Source organism: Alistipes shahii WAL 8301 (assembly GCF_025145845.1).
Taxonomy (GTDB): domain Bacteria; phylum Bacteroidota; class Bacteroidia; order Bacteroidales; family Rikenellaceae; genus Alistipes; species Alistipes shahii.
This window is the reverse complement of record NZ_CP102253.1, coordinates 2,226,053-2,242,551: the sequence shown is the minus strand read 5'-3', so window position 1 is coordinate 2,242,551 and position 16,499 is coordinate 2,226,053. Positions and strand designations below refer to the sequence as shown.

Below are 16,499 nucleotides of genomic sequence, written 5' to 3'. Positions count from 1 at the left end.
AGTATCGCAGACTAATGTTTAACATTTATTCATCTAATCCTGTAATGCTTGCAAAGTTCTTCCAACCACTTGCGGCTTTGTATGCGTTAATACACCCTGACGGTACTTTAAGTACAGAATTAGAGTTTATATGATAGAATGTATTGTTATCGCATGTAGGAGGTATTGAGGTCCCAATTCTAAATATTTGAAGTTCAGAATTATTAGAAAATGCTCCTTCTCCGATTTCTTCTACTTGGGTACATTCGGACATATCTAAGGTCGTAAGATTCTTTAAGCTGCAGAAAGCTCCATAATAAGTAACAGGAGAAGCACTAGCATCACGACCCCCACCAATGATTTTTAACTGTGAATCTTTCTCGAATGTTATAGTTGTCAGAGAGGAGCAACCCTTAAATGCAGCCGCTTCAATTGTTTCTACACTTGCAGGAATTTCAATAAAAGTCAATGAAGTGCAATTAGTAAATGCACCTTTTGTTATATTTGAAGGAATTATTTCTCCAATAGTTTTGAGTTGAGAGCCTTTTTCAAAGGTAACCGATGCCAGTTTGCGACAATTGGAGAATGCACCAGCTTGAATAGTTTTTACACTTGCAGGAATATCTATGGAAATCAATGAAATACAACCATAGAACGCTTGCAACTTAATAGATTCTACATTTGCAGGAATATGAATTTTTTTCAGAGAAGCGCAACCTCGAAAAGCAGCTACATTAATTGAAATAATATTATCGGGTAATTTTATTGATAACAACTCGTTACAATTCAAAAATGCGTCGTTAGGAATTGAGGTTAAGCCAGTAAAATATTGTAATTCATTAAATGCATATATCCCTTTTTCGCTGAACTCTGTACCAATTGTTGTTACAGCAGCGGCTTCCTCGTATGACAGGGCTCCATCTTCATTTTTATCCCAATTAGTAATACAGATAGCCTTTACTAATGCATCTTCAAATTGAATGATATTCGGGTCTGCCGATTGTCCCGTTTTGGAAATCGTGATTACCGTACCATCTGCCAATTCAAAGTAAACATTGTTCTCATCCTGCGTGATTTTAATGCTGTCTGCATCCTTGCCGTCCTCTCCCGTGGCTTTGCCTAATTGTGTCCAATTCGTTCCGTTATCATAGGAAATCCACCAATATCCCTCTCGAATTTCGAGTTTAGGCGTAACACCGTCTGAACCATCCGCACCATTATTACCGTCTGTCCCTTGTGCTTTTATCTTCTGCCCGTCCACAACGATAAACTCTCCGTCCAGCGTCCAATAATAGATGCCGTCCGTGTCTTTCTTCACACCGATAACGGGAGTGTTTCCATCTGCACCGTCTTTACCGTTGTAAATCACAATCGGGTTACTCTTGGCAAACTTAATCGTGTAGCCTACCACCTTGCCGTTCTCGGTCAGCGGGTCTACACTTGTGATATAATCATTGTTTTGGAGTGCTGTTACAATCGTCTGTAAGGCTGAAAGATTGGTATTCGTTTCGTTACAAAGACGCTGTAAGGCTTCAAATGCCGACCATGTGGGTAGTTTGATTTGCGTACCGTTCGATAAAGTGAAAATTACATAGTCCGTGCTGGTTTCATAATCCACGCCTGAAAACATCGAATCACCACCTACACCATCTTGTCCATCCTTGCCATCTTCCCCTGTGGCTTTGCCCAACTGTGTCCAAGTATCGCCGTCGTCGTAGGAGATAAACCAATAATCATTTTCGATCTTGAATTGCGGGGTCGTGCCGTTGGTTCCGTTTGTGCCGTCTTTGCCCTCGGCTTTAATTTTCCCACCATCAACCACAATAAATTCACCGTTCAACGTCCAATAATAGACACCATCAGTATCTTTTTTTACGCCGATGGTGGGTGTTGTCCCGTCTTCACCGTCTTCACCGTTTTGTCCGTCCTTGCCGTGATAAATGGTAATAGGATTACCTTTGCTGAAAGTAATTGTATAACCGATTTCTTTACCGTCTTGCATAAAAGGTGTAGTCCCCGTAACATAGACGTTGTTCTGTAATGCTGTTACGATGGTCTGCAACGATGCAATATTGGTGTTCATCTGTTTGCAGAGTTCCTCTAATTTTGCGACACGGTTTTCCAATCCGTGAACGCTGTTCCAAAGGTCATCATCATCGTATTTACACGATGTGAGCGCAACCACCGCAAATAATGCGGCAAAAGCCAATAGTTTTTTCATAATGAGATTATTTAAGTAAAACAAGTGACGCACGTTTTACCGTACAACTCCTATGCGGTGGATAAATACAAAAAAGAAAGTGTGGAGTTGTTCGTTATCTGTACCGAGGTTCTGACAAAACCCAAAGACGAATAAGAAACAATACCCCACACCGAATAGAATATATCAGATGATATATGCCTATACACGGTGATGAGCGTTGTCGTTATCCTCGTCTTTGTAGAAACTGTCAGATTTCGGTACAAGGATTAGCGAAACACTTTCACTAAACTAATATGTTACCGCCCATTCGGGACAGCACCACAAAGTTAGAAAATGTTTCTCAATACGCAACACTCGTGGGGTATTGTAGTTACAAAGAACGCGCTAAACTTTCAGAAAATCAAGATTGATGTTCTAAAAAGTTCTTCATTGGTTGGGATATTCCGTTATAAAGAATAAGCCGACATATTCCCTCTAATCGGGAGTTGCAAATCATTCCAACCCTCAATTATCGAGAATATGCCGACTTAAAATCTGTTTTGACGGTTTGGTAATAGCCGTAAGGATTACAAGTAGCCGATAATCAGCCAACCGACCGACAGCGTATATAGAGTGTTCCGCACGTTATCCTGCGGCTATCTCTTGTATAACGCTGTCCATACAGATTGCCTGCCCACTCGCTAACCTGCCCCACCAACAGCAACCGTATTCCTCGATGATAACTTCTCCCTCGCGTTTCAGACGTTCTGCCAGCCAACTGTCAATAAGCCACCATTCCATAACATCGCCCAGGAACGGATAGATATATTCTTCTGGTAGCAGGTGCTTGTTCAGCATTTCGTCCACGACTGCGGTTTGATTCGTCAGTACGCAGTTCTCTACCAATCGTTGTGCTGTCATAGGATTCCTTGTTGAGCGGCTATGTTACGGAGCCATTGATTAGCGAATGTGGTGTGTTCTGCCTGCAAGCGAGGATTCAACGCTATTCCATCTTCCGACCATTTCACGCTGTTCTGCTCGATGCCGCAGTAGTCATTGCGGTAATAGTACGGAATGAATTGCTGTGTTTCTTTGTGCAGGGCAAAGAGCATTTCGGGGTCTCGCATGGCATCTCCGTTTTGCTGTCCGTAATGAGCCAGCGAGAAAAAGTTGTAGTTGTCGATACGGCCGATCAGTTCAAGGTAGACGGGCATATAAGTACCGTCCGAGTTGTCGATTTTGGTTGTTTGCAGAGCCAACAATGCGCGGAAAATCTCCGCCGCCTTTCTGTCAAGTGTTTTCATATTATAAAACGGTTTTACATTTGACAATAGGGAGGGGGCTTTGATTCATGTATCTGTTTGTGGGCAGGATAAAAAAGGGATGCCAAAACGATGGCATCCCCAATATTACGCTGTTTTTTTATCTTCTTTTGCGCGTGTTAATGGTTGAAGTAAAGAATTTAAGTAACTCATCGCTGTTAAATATTCATTATCATCTGGTAGACTATCTAGCCCCTCCATTATGCGTTGTATTTGCGTTGTAAGCAACTTGCAATCTACCTGTTTTAATGAATTGAATGACTGTATTATGCCTAATACGACATTTACATTCTCATTTTTATTTAGCATATCAGAGAACATCCCTGCTAAATAACTTTTCTGTTGCATATTACCATTTTGAGCCAGATAAGTTAAGAAGTCTGGATATTTCTTATAATTTTCAATGTTTGTTTTATTGATACTATTTACAGCCAGATTCATCAAGTCCTTTGGTAAAGTTTGTATATCTGCAATCGTTTTTTCCGATATAATAGGAATTAACATAGCTTTAATCCTCTCACTTTTAAGAGAAATTGCATTCAACCAATCAAACATTTGGGAACTATTATGTTGAATGGCAAATTTTAACATCTCATCTAATTTCGTTTGTATTATTTCTTCCGAAAGAATATACCTATTGTTAGGTTTAGCTGTAAAATGATCTGCAAATAATTCCATTAATTTATCGTTGTTATACGACTTGAATTTAAGAATATAATTCGCCAAAGGATACAAGTTAAATCCCCATCTATTTTTTAACCATAATAATTGATCTAAAATTATATTTGAGGATTGAGCGAAGAATGGATCTATTATATTGTCAATTGCAATTCGACCACTTGACACCTTATATGTAATGCAACCAAATTTAACAACGGTTTCAATGGCTGTATCATCATTAGTACACTCATCTATAAACCTAATGTTTTGATCGTAATTCCGATGTGATGGATATGAGGGATGAGGCATTGGCCTCGTTCCAGCGATTAGAGTAACAATATTTTGAATAGAGGGCAGATTATTGGTTAATGATAAATTTTCTGTCACAATATTTATGGCTTTCAATTTTTCTAGAATAATACTTTGAGAAACGCCCCTCAAGTCTCCTAAAATATGGTGTATTTTCTCATAAATCTTTATAACAACATTTTCTGAAATCTGGCGCTTCTGTGATATGTATACAACATCCTTGATGTAAATATTATCATTGTCTAAATCTGGCCATTGCTCTATTGCATATGAAAGTAAATCGTCATTAACCAAATAATCTATTTGCGCTTGATTTAGTTCGGTCAAAGAGAAATGGTCTTGTTTATACACCTTGGTGAATAGTACACCTAAAGGTTTTATTACAGAGGCATCATTATATTGTCGGATACATTCATGAAAATAACTATCCCAAATCCCAGCAGAACGCTCGTTCTTTAGAAGGTATGATGAGATACCGTCTGTTATGTATCGTAATCCTTGCCTATATAAATTACAAGAATAGGCTACAATCTGTTCTGGGTTATTTGCAACAACGATAATTTCATCTAATGACAATCTGAATTTTTCTTCAAATCTTAAATTGTCATTATATGTAAATTGTACTGATGGATTGACTGCTGCAATAAACTCAAAATATGCTTTGAATTCAGTATCCCATAGTTTATGTCTTATCGTTCTATCTATATTATGTAGGCAATAAGTAGTTAATTTGTCTAAATGCGAAACATTTTCAGCAAGCCATATTGGAAGCTCCTTCAATGCATCTGTAACATTATGCGAATCTATTATATCCTTTATTTTTTGTGGTATATCGGCAAATAGGCTATCCGAATTTGTTAGTATTTTAGAAATGACAAAACTATCGCAATTAGATGTATAACTTCTGGTATCATCCAATAAGCGTTTGAGTTCCGAATTTTTCTCTAAACTCTTTGGAACAATACCTTTCTCGAATAGAGAATAGTCTTGTAATACCTCTTGATAATAAGCATAATACTCCTCTCGTATTATTAATAATTTACAAATTAAAGTTTCATATTTTACTGCAAAATCTGCAGGGAAATTATTTAATTCTGCCGATAGATTATTGAATAATTGGATAATACGACGAGGATTTCTTGCATACTCTTTAGATGCAATATTGATAGTTGCGTTAGAAAACTCTAGATTATATTTATCGTTTAGTTTTTTTGCAAATTCATACATTTCAGTTGGTTGATGCGGTTTTATTCTTATCGCAACATTAAAAAATTTACGTAAAAACTCCTCTTTTTCCTTTGCGCAATCGTCCGTTACGTTTTTTACTGAACCTAATATGTGTTTCCTCAATGCCTCATCATCCACAGGAATAATAAAGATAATATTATATGGTTCATTACTTAAGAATGTTTTGATGTCTGTTAATAGATTATACGCCTGTTCATTATTACATCTATCCACATTGTCAATTACTATTATTATTTGTTTCTGACGGTCCGTGTTCGGTAAAATAAACTCTAAAACGCGTTTCAATATATCTGGCTTTAGCGTTGCCTCTATCATTTCTTTAAAACATTGCTCGAATTGTTCTGGCGCAAAAATATGAGGTCTTTGGACAGATACTTTAAGTTGGTTGAAAGCACCTGTTAATATTCCGCCCAACACTCCTACAAGAGCTATAATAGAATATATAGAAACTTTAGTATCAATTTCCTGAACGGAAAATTGCACCAAGATAATCGTAATTATTAATGCGGCGATTAGTGAAAATATTTTCAGGGGTGAAATTTTATTCTTGACATCACTACTGTCCCGTAAAAGCGGGCAAGTCGGTCTTTGAAATAGTTGAAACATAGTCTATTAGAAGTAATTTTTCATGTGCGACGATTTGAATTTGTAATTTTGCAGCCCATAAAGGGACTGCTCTATGAACAAAGACAAATATGTATTCGCTCAATTGGTTGCATTTCTCGACAACAACAAGTTCCGTCACCTGGTTGACAAGTATGATGGGAACAGGTATGTCAAGAACTTCACCTGCTGGAATCAGCTCATGGCACTCATGTTCGGACAACTCTGTAACCGTGAGAGCCTGCGTGATGTTGTCGTTGCATTGGAGACTCACCAATCCAAATGTTATCACCTTGGAATGGGGCGTAATCCAATAGCGAAAACGACATTTGCCACAGCGAATCAGAATCGTGACTACAGGATCTTTGAAGACTTTGCCTTCTTCATGATGGAACAGGCTCGCAAGAAACGAGCAACCGACATCTTCAAGCTGAAGGGGAATGTTTATGCATTTGATTCAACAACGATTCCGCTCTGCTTGTCAGTATTCTGGTGGGCAAAGTTCCGCAAGAAGAAAGGAGGCGTTAAGGCGCATGTCCTTTATGATCTGGAGTCCCAAGTTTCTGCTTTCTTCCATATTACGACTGCATCGGTACACGATTCAAAGGCAATGAAGGAGATTCCCTATGAATCAGGTTCTTACTACGTATTTGACCGTGGTTACAATGCATTCAAGGAACTCTACAAGATTTGTCTTAATGAATCATACTTCGTGGTTCGGGCGAAGAAGAACTTACAGTACAAGTGTACGAAATGGAAACGTAGATTGCCTAAGAATGTGCTTTCTGATTCCGTTATTGAACTCACGGATGTGAACACACAGAAGAAGTTTCCTGAGAGGCTGCGACTTGTGAGATTTCACGATGACGAGCAAGACAGAGACTTCGCATTTTTGACGAATGCATTCCATCTTACCGCTCTCGAAATTGCTAATCTCTACAAGAACCGATGGCAGATTGAGTTGTTCTTCAAGTGGCTCAAGCAGCACCTCAAGATTAAGAAATTCTGGGGCACTACAGAGAACGCTGTCAGAATACAAATTTGCTCTGCAATCATAACTTATTGCCTTGTCGCCATCGTCCAACACGACATGCGACTAAAGCGGTCAACTTATGAGGTCCTGCAGATTTTGAGCATCTCACTAACGGATAAGACTCCACTGAGAGATCTCTTCGAAAAGACTAATTTCAACGATGTCAAAGAACTCGATTATCCCCTCTTGGAGGGACTATTTGATTAATATTAACTTCGTCCCAATTTTAACGGGACACTAATGTCTTGACATCTATATCTTGACTACTATTTTGATAGAACTTATCCATTAGGGACGTTCTTTGATGTCCAAGCCCTCTTTGAACTTCAAACAAAAACATTCTTCTGAAAGAATCATTAACGTATTTCCACGCATCATAAGATATGAATTTGACTTTTGACTTTCTATTCTTTGTCAAATTCTCTCTTACGGTTTCAATAATTGATGATTTTCCTGACCCCCAACTTCCAAAAAGACCGATGGTAAATACACGCCCTTGAGGGGCATTCTGGATTATTTTAGTTATATTTTTGGCATATCCCGCTGTATTTAACAAATCGGTTTGCTCATTTAGGACAATCTCTTTGTCAAGTATAAATTGTCGTCTCATGGTTAGATAAGTTTGAGTAAAATTCTTTATTGCAAATATAGTGAATATTTTAGAACACAGATACTTTTGATTTTATATAAATATTTGATTAATAGCTGATGACACAATTAATAAGGTCTATATAAATCAAATATCCGCAAACTATGTCATATTCTTATTCTTATTAAATGGGAAAAGCACTGCATGCGTAAGCATGAGGGCTGGATATGGATGATTTATTTGCTGACTATCTAAAACTCAAAACCTTTGAACTCTTCCTTAAACTGTTTTGCTTGTTCTGCTCGTTCCGTAACGGCTTTATATTGTTCCTGCATATCGAGCACCTTTATAAAATAGGCCAACGATACCTTTTCGGGTAGAGTCTTGCATCGTTTATCGAGTTGGTAGGTTATGCTTATTGGCTCTGTTCTCGATAAGCCTATTGCATTATACTTGATAAGCAGTACGGACATCGCTCGTTTATCCCACTTGGGAACGGCAACACCTTTCACCTTGCAGAAATCGCATATCTCCTTATAAATCCCTGCATTGGTCTTTTTAACAGAGGAATTGATAAAACAGCCTGCCGTCAGTTCATAGCCTTTAGAAATAGGCTTTATAAGCCTTAATTGCAGGCACTCTTTAATGAGGACTGTGGTTGTGTTCCTCGATAAACCGATACTCTTTGCAATTTGGGAATTGCTTCATTGGATGGTATCCGTATTATTAAGGCATATTGCCTTTAATAAGAGCAGGAAGCCTGCAATCTTGGCGGGATAGTTCCGCTTAAAGAAACTGTTGTCGAGGAAGAAATAGTTTTTGTTTGCTGGCTTTATATAGTAGGAATTTCGCTTTATAAATCCTCTGTCTGCATCTTCTTTAATGGTAGTCTGTACGGTCAGGTAACCTGCATCCTTTAAGCGTTTGATAACACGTCGGATTGTTCGTTCATCCAATCCCGTCAGTAAGGATAGCTTTTCTTCTGTTACATGGGAAATGTTCGTCTCGTGATTGGAACAACATTTAATGGTTGCTCACACGTAAATATCGACGGGTTTACTGTTTCCCGTCTGAAAGTTCACGATTGATTTGGGGATTACGGTATAATTCATCGTTGGCAATGGAATTTTGATTGTTCGTAAATATGATTTCTTTTAGATGCAACAATTTTCGAAAACAGGCAATGCCGTAATGGTCTTTGGCCTGCTTGCGGTTGTCGAATCATTTATGGTCTTTGATATGGTAGTACATGGTCTGCAAGACTTATTAGGTTATGTATAAGTAGGTAGTGTATATATAGGACACTTTTGAGCAGTTTGCACAGGACAGTTTTGAGCAATACCTACTATCTCGTTATCCGTATCTTCCATAATTTTTGATTCTGGATTGATAGTATTAAAGGAAATCTTCATTTCACACTCAAAAAATGTGGAAATAGGAAGCAAAGACAAGGACAGCAAATAATGCCGTCCTTATCCGTCCTATAAACTTATTTTCTATGGAAGCAGTAGAATTTCCCTATTCTCGGATTTGCTATTACAAATATAATAAAAATCTTTAATAAATACAAGTTTAAGGGCTGGTTGTTCAGCGGAATTTCAGGCGAATTTTCCTATCTTTGTTTAACCGAATGTTACTGCTATGGACCCGCTTTACGATTATGTTTCCGAGATTGCTAACCGAATGTATCCTACATGGGAGTTCGACGACAGTTGTGGAGAGTATTTTCAAACCGATTCTTTCCGCGGATGGGATTTCGTGCATCAGTTGGAGGACGGGCGGTTGAAAAGCCCCTTTACGAAAGAGCAGTATTTGGAGAACGCTCCGATTATCCGTTCCCTGCGGGCCATGGGTATCGACACCGAGAAATTTTGGATGGCGATACTCTTTGTCTATGATGTGGTACAGGAACGGACGGAAAATGTGCAGCAGGTTCCGACCTCGGTATTCGAGGAGTTTCGGACTTTCGCCAAGTACCTGCAAGAAAATCCCGATGCCAAAATCCGTGCATGGCGAGGGCGCGAGCACGGTGCGACCCTTGAATCCGACCTTGCAAAACGGATGTTGGGCAAGTTGCTTGCTGACAACGTGGCAGAACTCTATGCCAAGTTGTCAAACACCCGTTCTTTCGGATTGGACGGATTTTCGGTGAATCTCAAAAGTTGTTACAAGATAACGCTTGCCATCAAGTGTTTTTTGCCGCTTTTGGAAAAGTTCAAAGAGGAAGATAACCGCAGTACGAATCCCAATAAGGTTTCCTATAACAGAATGCTGTTGATTTCGCGCATCGTCTATTTCTTCGGCTATACGGACAATCCGAAATTCCTTGACAATGACGAGAGTATATCGGGAATCTGGACATCTTACAAGGATAAGGAGTGGACGACGGTAGGCGCGAATTTCAGATAAATCCAATTACATATCGGATGATAAGGGACGGCATGAGCCGTCCTTTTTTTATTCTGCCGATAAGGGGAAGTAATAATCATGCACTTTTCTGCTATCCGCCAACTATTTCTGCCATAATGAGTTATGTATGATTTTCGTAGTATTCAACATTGAAAACGCAAACGCAGGTTCTTTGACATATACTCCGCTTCTCGGTAGGGAGAGAGAATCCGAACCGAAAGGCCGCAGGTCGAATCGCACGGCAGGACGATGACGGGAGTTTGCCCAAGCCATCACCCGACTGCCGCCAGAGCTGGCAAGAGCTCACCAGTCAGACCTAACGCCGAGAAAATGAGATATATAACTTAATCTTAATTATATGATAGAAACATCAAAATTAACTTTTGGAACTCTGCAAGGTACAGGGTTTAAGAGCGTCAACGGGAACGAAATCCCGCAATTCATTGACAAACTGGTAGATTCGGAGCACCCTAATGATGAATGTATAAACTGGGAATCCAAAATTTGGGCGACATTCAATCTTGCCAGAAGCTACCTTAAATATAGAGGGCTGACAACAGAATCGACGAGTGCCGAGGATAAGAAAGAAGCACTCGGTCAGGCAATCAATGATATTTGGGAGAATGCAACAATGTTCGATACCTGCTTCCAACTCTTTTCGGAGGTGTTGCGGACGCATACTCCCGATTTTGACAGCTATTGTGCCGTAATAGGAGTTAATCCCGAAGCAGTTGCACAGCACATCTTATATGAAGGTATCGGAAAAGTAAATGAGGTGCTTCGTTATGGTCTGGAACAAACGTATGGCCCTCTTGTCATTCTAAAACTTGCATTCATTCGATTTAATTTAGAGGAGAATGTTCAGTGGTAGTAAGTGTTTATAAAACAAATATTTTTGTAAAATATGGGAAAAACAAAGAAAAATCGTAATGCCAAGCAAGGCATTGACACTATGGGCGTTTCAACATCTGAAATCGCAAAAGAAATTAGCAAACCTCAAACTGCAATGCCTATTTACGAATCGAATGATGATGATACGGACTGGCAAACAATGCTTTGGGAAGTTACAAAAAATGCCAGAAAACTGTATGACGGTATCTCGACACTCTGTTTGTCCTATACCGAAAAACAAGATGCCATCGCAGAGGTTGCAGAAATAACATATGATGATCCAGCCATGATGATAGAGCATATCAAAATGATGGCAAAGCGTCTTTGTCAGGTTCCAGGATTTCGGGCTTATTGCAGTAAATTAGGCGTTGGACCAGACTGCGTCGCTCAGCATATTATTTTTGACGGGTATGCGAAAGTCAAGGCAGTAATAGAGCGTGGATTGGAGCCTGTATATGGAGAAACAATCGTCTTGTTCTCAATGCCGATAGTTGGTTATGAGTTAGAATAATTCAATAATCTGTTTTTATATCTTTTAGAGGGGACTATCCAGCAATGGATAGCCCCCTCAATCTTTTTCATAATAGATTCTGCATCGCCGCGTCTATCTGCGAGTTCTCGAACGAATCGAGGTAGATTTGGGTGGTTTTCAAACTATGGTGGCCTAATGCCTCCGATATGATACCGATATTCACACCCGATTTCTTCAATACGGTGGCGAATGAATGCCTTGCGACATAGGTTGTAACGGTCGCTTTAATCTTCAACCGTTTAGCAATGTTCCGCAAAGCGACATTTACCCTGCTACACATTTTATGCACTCGGTTCTTCTTTTGCAGAGGCGTGATATGCACCCGTTCATCCAATATCGGAAACAGATAACCTGCCTGCTCACAATGGCTGTCATACTTGCCAATAATCGCCTTTGCCTTTTCCGACAGCGGAACATTGATTGCTCCGTGCGTTTTCTGACGGTGATAGATCAGCCGCCCATCCGCAATGTTGGCAGGGGTCAGATTGGCAATATCCACGAACGATATGCCACCGCACAAGTACGAAAACACAAAAATATCGTGTGCAAACTGCTCTATCTCCTTTCCCTGTGAACAATCAGCGTCGATAATCTTCATCATGTCTGCCTTGCTCAACGCTCGTTTCGGTGTACGGGTGTTGAATTTGCTAATCTTGTACTCGTTGAATGGGTTTTTCTCCCTGCTGACAATCTTTGCCTTAATTGCTCGGTTGAACATAGCCCGTAAAGTCCGCATTTGAAAACTCAATGTCGTTTCCTTGTTGCCTTTCGACCGCATCCATCCCTCGAAAGCACTCAAAAACGCTTCGTCTATCTGACCGAACGTATAGGACAGCGGTTTGTCAGCATTAAAGGATTTGAGCACATTGTAGGAGTTCAGATAGGCATAGGCATTGCCTACCGCCCCCTCCCGCTTGAGTTGTTCCACCGTCCGCAAATAGAAACTCTCGACCGTCTCGGACTGAATTTGCTCACGGGTCTGTTCCTTTACGAGCGTTTCAGCCGTGTAGTCTTCATCGCGGGCGGCTTTCTCCAATAACTTGGTTTGATACTCGGATTTGACTTTCAGAATGATTTGCTGAATGTACTTGCGGTCGGGACACTTGGGTTTAGGCTCGTTGCGGTCGAAATCCCAGTTAGACGGATGCACCGACACGCCTAAACTCTTCATCGTCCGTTTGCGGTCTTTCGTAATGCGCAACATGAGCGGATGCTCCCCGTTGGCGAGGGTCTTGCTTTTGAAACAAATAACTGAAATAGTGGCGTCCATAGCCTTTTGGCGGTTTACACCACGGTTTACACAGACCGTGTAAACCAACGTAAAAACGGGGTCAGAAGCCACGAATCAATCAACCGCCAACAAAAGAAAAAGGCTCGATAATCATCAGATTACCAAGCCTTTTCATCAGTCGGGGTGACTGGATTCGAACCAGCGACCACACGCCCCCCAGACGTGTACTCTAACCGGACTGAGCTACGCCCCGATTCCTTCGGCAAAAGAGCAAAACCCTTCGCTTTGGGACTGCAAATATAGTATATTTTTCAAAAACAAACACATTTCCGCAGGATTTTTTTCTATTTTTGCGGAAATGAAACGATTTTCACGTCTTCTGCTAACCTTTTCCGCGGCCCTCGCATCGGCCTGCGGAGGCTCTTCGGGGCCAGTTTTGAGCGATTTCACAACCGAAATTTACACCCCGGCCTACGCGTCGGGCTTCGACATCCGCGGGAACGGGAATAATGCCTCGACGCTCGTCTCGATCCGCAATCCGTGGCAGGGCGGCACGAACGGCGAACAGCACCTGCTGATCCTGCGCGACGACGCCAAAGCCCCCGCCGACTTCGCCGGACAGGTCGTAAAAGCTCCCGTGCGCCACGTGGTGTGCATGTCGTCGAGCCACGTGGCGATGTTCGACGCCATCGGACAGGCCAAGCGTATTTCGGGCGTCTCGGGCATCGACTACATCTCGAATCCCTATGTCCGGGAACACCGTCTCTGCGGCGAGGTCCGCGACGTGGGCTACGACACGAACCTCAATTTCGAACTGCTCGCCGCCATGCGCCCCGACCTCATGCTGCTCTACGGCGTGACGGGCGAAAACACCATCGTCACGGGCAAACTCCGCGAACTGGGCATCCCCTATATATATATCGGCGACTACATGGAAGAATCCCCGCTGGGCAAGGCCGAATGGCTGGTCCTCGCGGCCGAGCTTTGCGACCTGCGCGCGGCCGGGGCCGACACGCTGCAACGGATCGCCCGGGACTACCAGGCCCTGAAAGCACACCCCGCCCCGGATGCACCGCGCCCGAAGGTGATGCTCAACACCCCCTACCGCGACACCTGGTTCCTGCCCTCATCGCAGAGCTACATGATCCGCCTGATCGAGGATGCCGGCGGGGAGTACGTCTACACGAAGAACGATTCGGACACGTCGGTGGCCGTCGACATGGAGGAGGCCTACCTGCTGGCCAACGCCGCCGATTTCTGGCTCAACGTCGGTCCCTGCAACACGCTGGCGGAACTGACGGCCCAGAACCCGAAATTTTCCGGCATTCCGGTCGTGCGCAGCCGGAACGTCTACAACAACAACCGCCGCCAAACCCCGGCCGGAGGTTCCGACTTCTGGGAATCGGGCGTCGTACGCCCCGACCTCGTGCTGCGCGACCTGCGGACGATCTTCTTGGGCGACAGTGTCCCGACCTGTTATTACAAACGCCTCGAATAAGATGAAAAACGCCGCCATTCTCCACCTTTCGCCCCTCTGCCTTCAGCCCGCCGCGCAGGCGCAGGGGTCCGGCACGCGATTCCGCCACTACGCCGACGGACGGGCCGACGTCAGGCGCGATTCGCGCTACGGCTTCGCCGACGTCCGTTACGAAATCTCGTTCAAATTCCAGTACCGCTAAATGACCGCACGCAGAACCACGTTCCTTTTCACGGCGCTCGGGCTGCTCACCGCAGCGCTTTTCATCGCCGACCTCGCCGTCGGATCGGTCGCCGTGCCGTTGGGCGATGTCTGGGCGGCGCTCACAGGCGGCTCCTGCGACCCTGCCACCAGCGACATCATCCTCAAGATCAGGCTCCTGAAAGCCGTCACAGCCCTGTTCGCCGGCGCGGCCCTCGCTGCCGGCGGACTCGAAATGCAAACCCTTTTCCGCAACCCGCTGGCCGGTCCCTACGTGCTGGGCGTCAGCTCGGGCGCAGGACTCGGCGTCGCGCTGTTCCTGCTGGGCGCCCCCCTGCTGGGCGTCGCGGGACACTCGTTCGTCCGGTCGCTGGGCGTGGCCGGGGCTGCGTGGCTCGGCTCGGCGCTCGTGCTGGCCATCGTGATGGCGGTCAGCCGCCGCATCAAGGACATCATGGTCATCCTCATCCTCGGCATGATGCTCGGTTCGGGCATCAGTTCGGTGGTCGAAATCCTCCAATACCTGTCGAGCGAGGCGGCGCTCAAATCGTTCGTCATCTGGACCATGGGGTCGCTGGGCGACGTCACGGGCAGCCAGCTCGCGCTGCTGCTTCCCGTCGTCACCGCGGGACTGGCGCTCGCCGTCGCCGTCATCAAGCCGCTCAACCTGCTGCTGCTGGGCGAGAACTATGCCCGCACGATGGGACTCAACGTGCAGCGCACGCGCACGCTGATCTTCCTCTCCACGGTCCTGCTCGCGGGCACCGTCACCGCCTTCTGCGGCCCGGTGGGTTTCATCGGGCTGGCCGTGCCGCACCTCGCACGCATGCTTTTCGCCTCGGCCGACCACCGCATCCTGATGCCGGGGTCGATGCTCGCGGGCGCGGCCCTGCTTCTGGTCTGCGACCTCGTCGCCAAGAGCCTCGCCCTGCCGATCAACACCATCACGGCCCTGATGGGCATTCCGGTCGTCATCTTCGTCGTCGTCCGCAACCGCAATATCTTCTGACATGAGTATCGCCCTCAACCATATCACGCTCTCCTACGGCAGCCGCACGCTGCTCGAAGATGTCACCGCCGCCTTCGCCCAAGGGTCGCTGACCGCGCTGATCGGCCGCAACGGCACGGGCAAAAGCACCCTGCTGCGGGCCATTGCAGGTCTCGGAACGACCGTCTCCGGCGATGTGGCGCTCTGCGGCCGCCCGCTGGCGTCGCTCACGCCCCACGAGCTGTCCACGACCGTGGGGTTCGTCACCACCGACAAGGTCCGTATCGCCAACCTCGCCTGCGAGGACGTCGTGGCGCTGGGACGCGCCCCCTACACCAACTGGATCGGGCGCATGCAGGAGGCCGACCGCGCCGTCGTCGAACGTTCGCTCCGCCTGGTAGGGATGTCGGCCTTCGCCCGCAAGACCATGGACCGTATGTCCGACGGCGAGTGCCAGCGGGTGATGATCGCCCGCGCGCTGGCCCAGGACACCCCGGTCATCCTGCTCGACGAACCCACGGCGTTCCTCGACCTCCCGAACCGCTACGAGCTGGCGACGCTGCTCCGGCGGCTGACCCGCGACGAGGGCAAGTGCATCCTCTTCTCGACGCACGACCTCGACGTGGCGCTTTCGCTCTGCGACTCGGTGGCGCTGATCGACACCCCTTCGCTCCACCACCTCCCTGCGGGGGAGATGGTCGGCAGCGGACTGATCGAGCGTCTCTTCTCGGGCGAAAACGCCCGCTTCGACCCCGAGACGCGGACCGTACGGCTGCGCTGACAGTTCAAGAAACGACCGTCCGAGGGACTTCCGGCAAAAAATCCGTAATTTTTTCGCATATTTT

15 protein-coding genes and 1 tRNA gene are annotated in these 16,499 nt (G+C 44.9%); 8 read left to right on the top strand and 8 right to left on the bottom strand.

The genetic code is table 11. The annotated features are described in order from the left end of the window. Positions 1–25: 25 nt before the first annotated feature. From NQ492_RS09510 to NQ492_RS09495, 4 genes are all read right to left on the bottom strand, one after another. On the bottom strand, positions 26–2,200 hold the full coding sequence (locus NQ492_RS09510) for a PL29 family lyase N-terminal domain-containing protein (RefSeq protein ID WP_231839913.1): 2,175 nt from the start codon (positions 2,198–2,200) through the stop codon (positions 26–28). A 606-nt stretch (positions 2,201–2,806) separates the two neighbouring features. Continuing rightward, entirely contained in the window at positions 2,807–3,082 is a 276-nt protein-coding gene (locus NQ492_RS09505; protein ID WP_015547354.1) for a hypothetical protein, read from the bottom strand. Further along, positions 3,079–3,465 (bottom strand): DUF6908 domain-containing protein, encoded by a 387-nt coding sequence (locus NQ492_RS09500; RefSeq protein WP_015547353.1) that lies wholly within the window; start codon positions 3,463–3,465, stop codon positions 3,079–3,081. Before NQ492_RS09500 ends, NQ492_RS09505 begins: the two co-directional genes overlap by 4 nt. Positions 3,466–3,570: 105 nt before the next feature. After that, positions 3,571–6,306, bottom strand: a complete 2,736-nt coding sequence (locus tag NQ492_RS09495; protein WP_259872896.1) for a KAP family NTPase — start codon at positions 6,304–6,306, stop codon at positions 3,571–3,573. 73 nt (positions 6,307–6,379) lie between these two features. Between NQ492_RS09495 and NQ492_RS09490 the strand changes: the two genes are divergently transcribed. Next, the gene (locus tag NQ492_RS09490; protein WP_141405246.1) at positions 6,380–7,543 is read left to right on the top strand and encodes an IS4 family transposase; all 1,164 of its coding nucleotides are present in this window, start codon (positions 6,380–6,382) and stop codon (positions 7,541–7,543) included. Between the two features lie 19 nt (positions 7,544–7,562). On the opposite strand, the gene NQ492_RS09485 is transcribed toward NQ492_RS09490, so the two are convergent. Both NQ492_RS09485 and NQ492_RS16260 read right to left on the bottom strand, forming a co-directional pair. Then, on the bottom strand, positions 7,563–7,946 hold the full coding sequence (locus tag NQ492_RS09485; protein ID WP_259872895.1) for a KAP family NTPase: 384 nt from the start codon (positions 7,944–7,946) through the stop codon (positions 7,563–7,565). A gap of 683 nt (positions 7,947–8,629) precedes the next feature. Beyond that, positions 8,630–8,953 carry a helix-turn-helix domain-containing protein gene (locus NQ492_RS16260; protein WP_368072164.1) on the bottom strand — a complete coding sequence of 108 codons (324 nt, stop codon included), beginning with the start codon at positions 8,951–8,953 and terminating at the stop codon, positions 8,630–8,632. 613 nt (positions 8,954–9,566) lie between these two features. On the opposite strand from NQ492_RS16260, the gene NQ492_RS09480 reads away from it, so the two are divergent. From NQ492_RS09480 to NQ492_RS09470, 3 genes are all read left to right on the top strand, one after another. Next, a complete protein-coding gene (locus NQ492_RS09480) occupies positions 9,567–10,334 on the top strand; it encodes a hypothetical protein (protein ID WP_015547351.1) in 768 nt (255 codons plus the stop codon). Positions 10,335–10,692: 358 nt separating this feature from the next. Further along, positions 10,693–11,205, top strand: coding sequence for a hypothetical protein (locus tag NQ492_RS09475; RefSeq protein ID WP_015547350.1), 513 nt, complete (start codon positions 10,693–10,695; stop codon positions 11,203–11,205). A gap of 33 nt (positions 11,206–11,238) precedes the next feature. Further along, the gene (locus tag NQ492_RS09470) at positions 11,239–11,736 is read left to right on the top strand and encodes a hypothetical protein (protein WP_015547349.1); all 498 of its coding nucleotides are present in this window, start codon (positions 11,239–11,241) and stop codon (positions 11,734–11,736) included. A 67-nt stretch (positions 11,737–11,803) separates the two neighbouring features. On the opposite strand, the gene NQ492_RS09465 is transcribed toward NQ492_RS09470, so the two are convergent. After that, entirely contained in the window at positions 11,804–13,027 is a 1,224-nt protein-coding gene (locus tag NQ492_RS09465; protein ID WP_015547348.1) for a site-specific integrase, read from the bottom strand. A gap of 139 nt (positions 13,028–13,166) precedes the next feature. Continuing rightward, positions 13,167–13,241, bottom strand: a tRNA-Pro gene (locus NQ492_RS09460). 105 nt (positions 13,242–13,346) lie between these two features. On the opposite strand from NQ492_RS09460, the gene NQ492_RS09455 reads away from it, so the two are divergent. The 4 genes from NQ492_RS09455 to NQ492_RS09440 are packed head-to-tail and all read left to right on the top strand — an operon-like array spanning position 13,347 to position 16,435. Then, entirely contained in the window at positions 13,347–14,486 is a 1,140-nt protein-coding gene (locus tag NQ492_RS09455; RefSeq protein WP_044054459.1) for an ABC transporter substrate-binding protein, read from the top strand. A gap of 1 nt (position 14,487) precedes the next feature. Next, positions 14,488–14,667, top strand: coding sequence for a hypothetical protein (locus tag NQ492_RS09450; protein ID WP_015547347.1), 180 nt, complete (start codon positions 14,488–14,490; stop codon positions 14,665–14,667). Next, on the top strand, positions 14,668–15,675 hold the full coding sequence (locus NQ492_RS09445; RefSeq protein WP_015547346.1) for an iron ABC transporter permease: 1,008 nt from the start codon (positions 14,668–14,670) through the stop codon (positions 15,673–15,675). A gap of 1 nt (position 15,676) precedes the next feature. Continuing rightward, positions 15,677–16,435, top strand: coding sequence for an ABC transporter ATP-binding protein (locus tag NQ492_RS09440; RefSeq protein ID WP_015547345.1), 759 nt, complete (start codon positions 15,677–15,679; stop codon positions 16,433–16,435). The last annotated feature ends 64 nt before the right edge of the window (positions 16,436–16,499 follow it).

What these genes read in the sequence shown, in the direction of transcription:
- NQ492_RS09510 (WP_231839913.1), bottom strand. Translation starts at nt 2,200, where the DNA reads ATGAAAAAACTATTGGCTTTTGCCGCATTATTTGCGGTGGTTGCGCTC.
- NQ492_RS09505 (WP_015547354.1), bottom strand. Translation starts at nt 3,082, where the DNA reads ATGACAGCACAACGATTGGTAGAGAACTGCGTACTGACGAATCAAACC.
- NQ492_RS09500 (WP_015547353.1), bottom strand. Translation starts at nt 3,465, where the DNA reads ATGAAAACACTTGACAGAAAGGCGGCGGAGATTTTCCGCGCATTGTTG.
- NQ492_RS09495 (WP_259872896.1), bottom strand. Translation starts at nt 6,306, where the DNA reads ATGTTTCAACTATTTCAAAGACCGACTTGCCCGCTTTTACGGGACAGT.
- NQ492_RS09490 (WP_141405246.1), top strand. Translation starts at nt 6,380, where the DNA reads ATGAACAAAGACAAATATGTATTCGCTCAATTGGTTGCATTTCTCGAC.
- NQ492_RS09485 (WP_259872895.1), bottom strand. Translation starts at nt 7,946, where the DNA reads ATGAGACGACAATTTATACTTGACAAAGAGATTGTCCTAAATGAGCAA.
- NQ492_RS09480 (WP_015547351.1), top strand. Translation starts at nt 9,567, where the DNA reads ATGGACCCGCTTTACGATTATGTTTCCGAGATTGCTAACCGAATGTAT.
- NQ492_RS09475 (WP_015547350.1), top strand. Translation starts at nt 10,693, where the DNA reads ATGATAGAAACATCAAAATTAACTTTTGGAACTCTGCAAGGTACAGGG.
- NQ492_RS09470 (WP_015547349.1), top strand. Translation starts at nt 11,239, where the DNA reads ATGGGAAAAACAAAGAAAAATCGTAATGCCAAGCAAGGCATTGACACT.
- NQ492_RS09465 (WP_015547348.1), bottom strand. Translation starts at nt 13,027, where the DNA reads ATGGACGCCACTATTTCAGTTATTTGTTTCAAAAGCAAGACCCTCGCC.
- NQ492_RS09455 (WP_044054459.1), top strand. Translation starts at nt 13,347, where the DNA reads ATGAAACGATTTTCACGTCTTCTGCTAACCTTTTCCGCGGCCCTCGCA.
- NQ492_RS09450 (WP_015547347.1), top strand. Translation starts at nt 14,488, where the DNA reads ATGAAAAACGCCGCCATTCTCCACCTTTCGCCCCTCTGCCTTCAGCCC.
- NQ492_RS09445 (WP_015547346.1), top strand. Translation starts at nt 14,668, where the DNA reads ATGACCGCACGCAGAACCACGTTCCTTTTCACGGCGCTCGGGCTGCTC.
- NQ492_RS09440 (WP_015547345.1), top strand. Translation starts at nt 15,677, where the DNA reads ATGAGTATCGCCCTCAACCATATCACGCTCTCCTACGGCAGCCGCACG.